Genomic DNA, 5,020 nt, shown 5'->3' with positions numbered 1-5,020 from the left:
CCGGACGAGGCGCTCGATCTCGCCCGCGGTCATCAGGGCGTCGTCGGGGGCGAACGGCAGGCCCGCCGCCGGCATGCAGTAGGTGCACCGGAGGTTGCAGCGCTCGGTCAGCGACACGCGCAGGTCCACGGCGCGCCGTCCGAACCGGTCGAGCAGGCCGTCGGAGGAGCCGAGCAGGGTCGCTGGTGCCATGGGCGTCAGCGTACGTCCTCGGCGGCCCCGGCACCTGACGACTGCGCGATCGCGCGTTCCCGGAAGGCGAGCCGGCGACCCCAGCGCCCCCAGTCGGCACGCCGGGTGCGCACCAGGGTGACGATCACGATGACGGCGATCGCGGCGGCGAGCCACCACCGGTAGGCGTCCGCCGACGGCCACACCCCGCGCAGGGCGATCGCGAGTCCGATCGACAGCCACTCCCAGCGGCCCGAGAGCACCACGAACGGGATGAGGAGCAGGGCGTACCAGGGGTAGCGCGGGGTCACAGCGAGGAACGTGACGCCGATCATGAGGACCTCGCCGGACCAGGGACGCGACGGGTCGGACAGGCGCCAGGCGACGAAGGCCGCCGCCAGCACGAGCAGGCCGACCACGATCGTCGCCGCGTCGCCGTGGAACACGAGCGAGACGAGGGCGAACCGGGAGCCGTCCTCGTAGCCCTCCTCCGACAGGTACCCCGGCAGGTAGCCGAGGACGTCGAGGCCGGTCGACAGCACGTACGGCACGTAGAGGAGACCGAAGAACGCGATGCCCACCGGGATCGCCCACCAGTGCCGCCACCGGCCGAGGAGGGGCGGGTACACGATCGCGGGGATGAGCTTCGTCGCCGTCGCCGCGCCGAGGGCGATCCCGCCCCAGATCGGCCGACCGAAGACGACGAGCACGGCACCGGCGGTCGCGAGGGCGGCCCCGAGGGCGTCGACGTGCGAGTTCGTCACCGCCTCGGAGGCGACGAGCGGCGACCAGGCCCAGAGCGCCGCCCACCAGGTCGGACGACCGAGCTTCCGCAGCACCGCGACGAGCCCGACGGTGACGCCGAGCGACACGACCAGCCCGGCGACCTGGAACGGCATGTACTGGGCGGTGGCCGGTACGAACGCCCGGACGAGGGCGAACCAGAGCTGGGCCATCGGCGGGTAGATCGTCACGACGTCCGGCCGGTTGATCGCGACGCAGTGCCCGTCGGCACCGTCACCGAGCCCGCGGAAGCGCGGTTCGAGCGGCTTGCACGTGCCGTCGACCTTGTCCGGGAACAGCCAGTCGGGGCGCAGACCGGACAACGCCGTCGACTGGGGCGTGTGCGCGTACGGTGAGATCCCGGCGTGCTGCACGATGCCGTCCCAGGCGTAGCGTGCAGAGTCGGTACTGGTGTTCGGCGGCCCGGCGATGGCGGCGAGCCCCACGACCAGACCACCTCCGACCACCAGCCACGTCATCCACTTCGCCGGCACGAACCGCAACGCGAGCACCGCCGCGGCGAACACCGCCCAAGCGATCAGGGTCCACGCAACGAATGGGGAACGATGACCGGACCGGAGGAACCCCAGATGCGTGACGCCGAAGGCGATGACGCCCGACAGGGCGAGCACGCCGACCACGGCCAGCACGGTCGGCAGGAGTCGGCCGGGGCGACGTCGTTCACTCATGGTCCGTCGAGGCTATCCATGGTCCGCGGGCTGCTGCTGGATGCACGATCCGTGATGGCGTCCCCGAACCGGAACGCGCGGTCGGCGGTCGTCCTCGGGCGGCTGCTCGGCATCGCCTTCCTGGTCTGCTTCGGGACCGGTGTCTTCAGCTACTTCCTGCAGGAGCCGCTGTCGTGGATGCGCTTCCCGACCCGGCCCGTGCAGCTCTACCAGATCACGCAGGGCGTGCACATCACGGCGGGCATCGCGATCATCCCGTTGCTGCTCGCGAAGCTCAACACGGTGATGCCGGCGCTCCTGCAGACCCCGCCGGTCCGCGGGCCGCTGCACCTGCTCGAGCGACTGTCGATCGCGGTGTTCGTCGCGTCGGCGATCGTGCAGGTGACCACCGGCCTGCTGAACACCTACCAGTGGTACCCGTGGCCGTTCCCGTTCAAGCAGGTCCACAACGCGCTCGCGTACGTGCTCATCGGGTCGCTCGTGCTGCACATCGGCGTGAAGCTCCGCCTGATCACCCGGTACTGGCGGAAGCGGGACTCCTACGACGAGCACGGACGCTTCGTGGTCGATCCCGACGCGGGGAGCGAGCTGCTCCCGCCGGTCCCGGCGCAGCCCGCCGCGTCGGCTCCGGGCGCGCAGCCCGGCACCCGGTACCCCCGCGGCCTCACCGGCCGCGTGCTCCGCTGGGTCGACGGCGTGCCGGCCGGAACGCCTGCCGGACCGCCGGCCGACGCGGCGGAGCCGAGCCGCGCCTCCCGGACCACCGCCGGGCAGGCGGACGGACGCCGCCAGCGTGTCGCACGTCGCGGGTTCTTCGCCGGGGTCGCCGCGGCGACCGTCGGGGTCGTCGCGCTGACCGCCGGACAGTCCTCGGTGCTCGCCGAGCCGTTCAACGTCTTCGGTGCCCGGCAGCGGCACCGCGGTCCGAACGACCTGCCGGTGAACCGCACGGCCCGCGCCGCCGGCGTGTTGGCCACCGCCACCGCGGCCGACTGGACCCTGACCGTCGTCGGCCACGACGTCAGCCGCACCTTCTCGCGGGCGGAGCTCGTGGCGCTCGGCGGGGCCGTCGCCCGGCTCCCGATCGCCTGCGTCGAGGGCTGGAGCCAGATGGCGACCTGGAAGGGCGTGCGGATGGTCGACCTGCTCGCGGCCGTGCAGGCGGCGCCGGGATCGCACGTGCGGGTGACCAGCCTCGAGCGGCACGGCGGCTACCGGATCATGGACATGGGCCCCGAGTACGCCGAGGACCCGACCACGCTCATCGCGCTCGAGCTGAACGGCGCGACGCTCGACCTCGACCACGGGTTCCCGGCGCGGATCATCGCTCCCGGACGACCCGGTGTGCTGCAGACGAAGTGGATCGAGAAGATCGAGGTGATCGCATGAGGGCCGCACGCATCGTGCTCGTCGTGGTCGGCGTGCTCGTCATCGCGTTCGGGGCGTACGTCCTCGTGACGACCGTCCGGCCGAACCGGATCTGGGGACTGGCGACCTGGCTCCTCGGGGCCGTGGTCCTGCACGACGCGATCCTGTCGCCGTTCGTCGTCGGCGCGGGACTGCTGCTGCGCCGGACCGGGCGGACGATCCGGGCGTGGGCCCTCGTCGTCGTGCAGGCGGTCGTCGTCCTCGGGAGCGTGCTCGCCCTGGTGGTCCTGCCCGAGATCGCGGCCAAGGCGCACGGGCAGAAGAACCCGACCGTGCTGCCGTTCGACTACGGTGCCCGGCTGCTCATCGTCGAGGGGGTGCTGCTGCTCGTCGTGGTGGCGGTGCTCGTGGTCGCAGCGCGGCGTCCGGCCCGACCCCGCGTGACCACTGGTTGAACCGACAACCTTTCGGTAGGGTGGGAGCATGACCGACGACACCCCGTGGCTCACCCGCGACCAGCTGCGCGCGTGGATGAAGCTCGTCGCGGTCATGGAGCTCCTGCCCGCAGCGCTCGACCAGCAGCTCCAGCGTGACGCCGACCTGACGCACTTCGACTACATGGTCATCGCGATGCTCTCGGAGACCGACTCCCGGACGCTCCGGATGTCGGCGCTCGCCTCGGCGACGAACGCCTCGCTGCCGCGGCTGTCGCACGTGGTGTCCCGGCTCGAGAAGCGCGGACTCGTCTCGCGCTGCCCCTCGACCGACGACCGGCGGGCGACCGACGTGCGGCTCACGGACGCCGGCTACGCGACCATCGTCGACGCGGCGCCGGACCACGTCCGGACCGCTCGCCGCATGGTGATCGACGCGCTGAGCGACGAGCAGGTCGGGCAGCTCGACGGCATCGCCGCGGCGCTCCTCAGCCGGCTCGACCCCGAGGGGCGCTTCGCCGCGCTGACCTACCCGCGCGACGACGACGAGCCCGCCATCTGCGAGGCCCGACTGACCGGTACGGCGACCGACTGACGCCACCGTCACGCACGCCTGCGGGCCGTGGGCGTTGCAATAGGCTCGCGGCATGACCGAGTCCGCCGCGCCGTCCGACACGTACTCCTACCTCGGACCCGCCGGCACCTTCACCGAGGCCGCGCTCAAGCTCGTGGACGCGGCGGCGGGCAAGCCCTGGCGGAGCGTGAACAACGTCGGGGAAGCGCTCGACGACGTCGTCAGCGGCCGGTCGATCGGCGCGGTGATCGCGATCGAGAACAGCGTCGACGGCGGTGTCAGTGCGACGCAGGACGCCCTCGCGCGGATCCCCGGCGTCCGCATCGTGGGGGAGTACCTCGTCCCCGTCGACTTCGTGCTCGTCGCCCGGCCCGGCACCGCGCTCGCCGACGTCCGGACCGTGAACGCCCACCCCGTGGCCTACGCCCAGACCCACCACTGGCTCGAGGCCAACGTCCGCGGACACGGGCACATCCCGGCGTCCTCGAACGTCGCCGCCGCGGCCGCCCTGCTCGACGAGCACCCCACCGCCGACGCCGCCGTCGCACCCCCGGGGATCACCGACCACTACGCGCTCGAGGTGCTGGCCTCGTCCATCGGGGACAACGCCTCGGCGGTCACCCGGTTCGTGCTCGTGTCGAAGACCCTGGCGCTGCCCGCCCCGACCGGCGCCGACAAGACGAGCGTCATCGTCGAGCTGCCGGCCGACCACCCCGGCGCCCTCGTCGACATGCTCGAGCAGTTCGCGACACGGGGGATCAACATGGGGCTGCTGTCCTCGCGGCCCATCGGCGACGAGCTCGGGCGGTACCGGTTCGTCATCGACCTCGACGGGCACGTGCGGGACGAGCGCGTGGCCGACGCCCTGCTCGGGTTGCGGCGGTTCAGCCCGCGCGTGACGTTCCTCGGGTCGTACCCGCGGGCCGACGGGGTGCGCCCCGAGGTGCCCGCCCGCTACTCGGACGTCGCGTTCGTCGAGGCGCGCGACTGGTGCGCGCGAT

The 5,020-nt window shown here is 72.5% G+C and carries 5 protein-coding genes and 1 pseudogene; 4 read left to right on the top strand and 2 right to left on the bottom strand.

Annotation, left to right across the window (positions count from 1 at the left end):
• Positions 1–192 (bottom strand): annotated as a pseudogene (locus I5E_RS06765) (GTP 3',8-cyclase MoaA); the annotation flags it as partial.
• 5 nt (positions 193–197) lie between these two features.
• Positions 198–1,643, bottom strand: coding sequence for a glycosyltransferase family 87 protein (locus I5E_RS06760; protein ID WP_022906315.1), 1,446 nt, complete (start codon positions 1,641–1,643; stop codon positions 198–200).
• Positions 1,644–1,697: 54 nt separating this feature from the next.
• Here I5E_RS06760 and I5E_RS06755 point away from each other — a divergent pair, with 54 nt between their 5' ends.
• The 4 genes from I5E_RS06755 to pheA all read left to right on the top strand — a co-directional run.
• The gene (locus I5E_RS06755) at positions 1,698–3,032 is read left to right on the top strand and encodes a molybdopterin-dependent oxidoreductase (protein ID WP_031261757.1); all 1,335 of its coding nucleotides are present in this window, start codon (positions 1,698–1,700) and stop codon (positions 3,030–3,032) included.
• Complete coding sequence (locus tag I5E_RS06750) at positions 3,029–3,466, top strand: hypothetical protein (protein ID WP_022906313.1); 438 nt, start codon at positions 3,029–3,031, stop codon at positions 3,464–3,466. Before I5E_RS06755 ends, I5E_RS06750 begins: the two co-directional genes overlap by 4 nt.
• A gap of 28 nt (positions 3,467–3,494) precedes the next feature.
• Positions 3,495–4,040, top strand: coding sequence for a MarR family winged helix-turn-helix transcriptional regulator (locus tag I5E_RS06745; RefSeq protein ID WP_022906312.1), 546 nt, complete (start codon positions 3,495–3,497; stop codon positions 4,038–4,040).
• Positions 4,041–4,092: 52 nt separating this feature from the next.
• The coding region (gene pheA / locus I5E_RS06740; protein ID WP_022906311.1) for a prephenate dehydratase at positions 4,093–5,020 on the top strand (928 nt) is incomplete at its 3' end.

Origin of the sequence: Curtobacterium sp. B18 (genome assembly GCF_000333375.1) — a bacterium.
Taxonomy (GTDB): domain Bacteria; phylum Actinomycetota; class Actinomycetes; order Actinomycetales; family Microbacteriaceae; genus Curtobacterium.
Note: the sequence above shows the minus strand (reverse complement) of the source record. Positions and strands in the feature narration are given on the sequence as shown.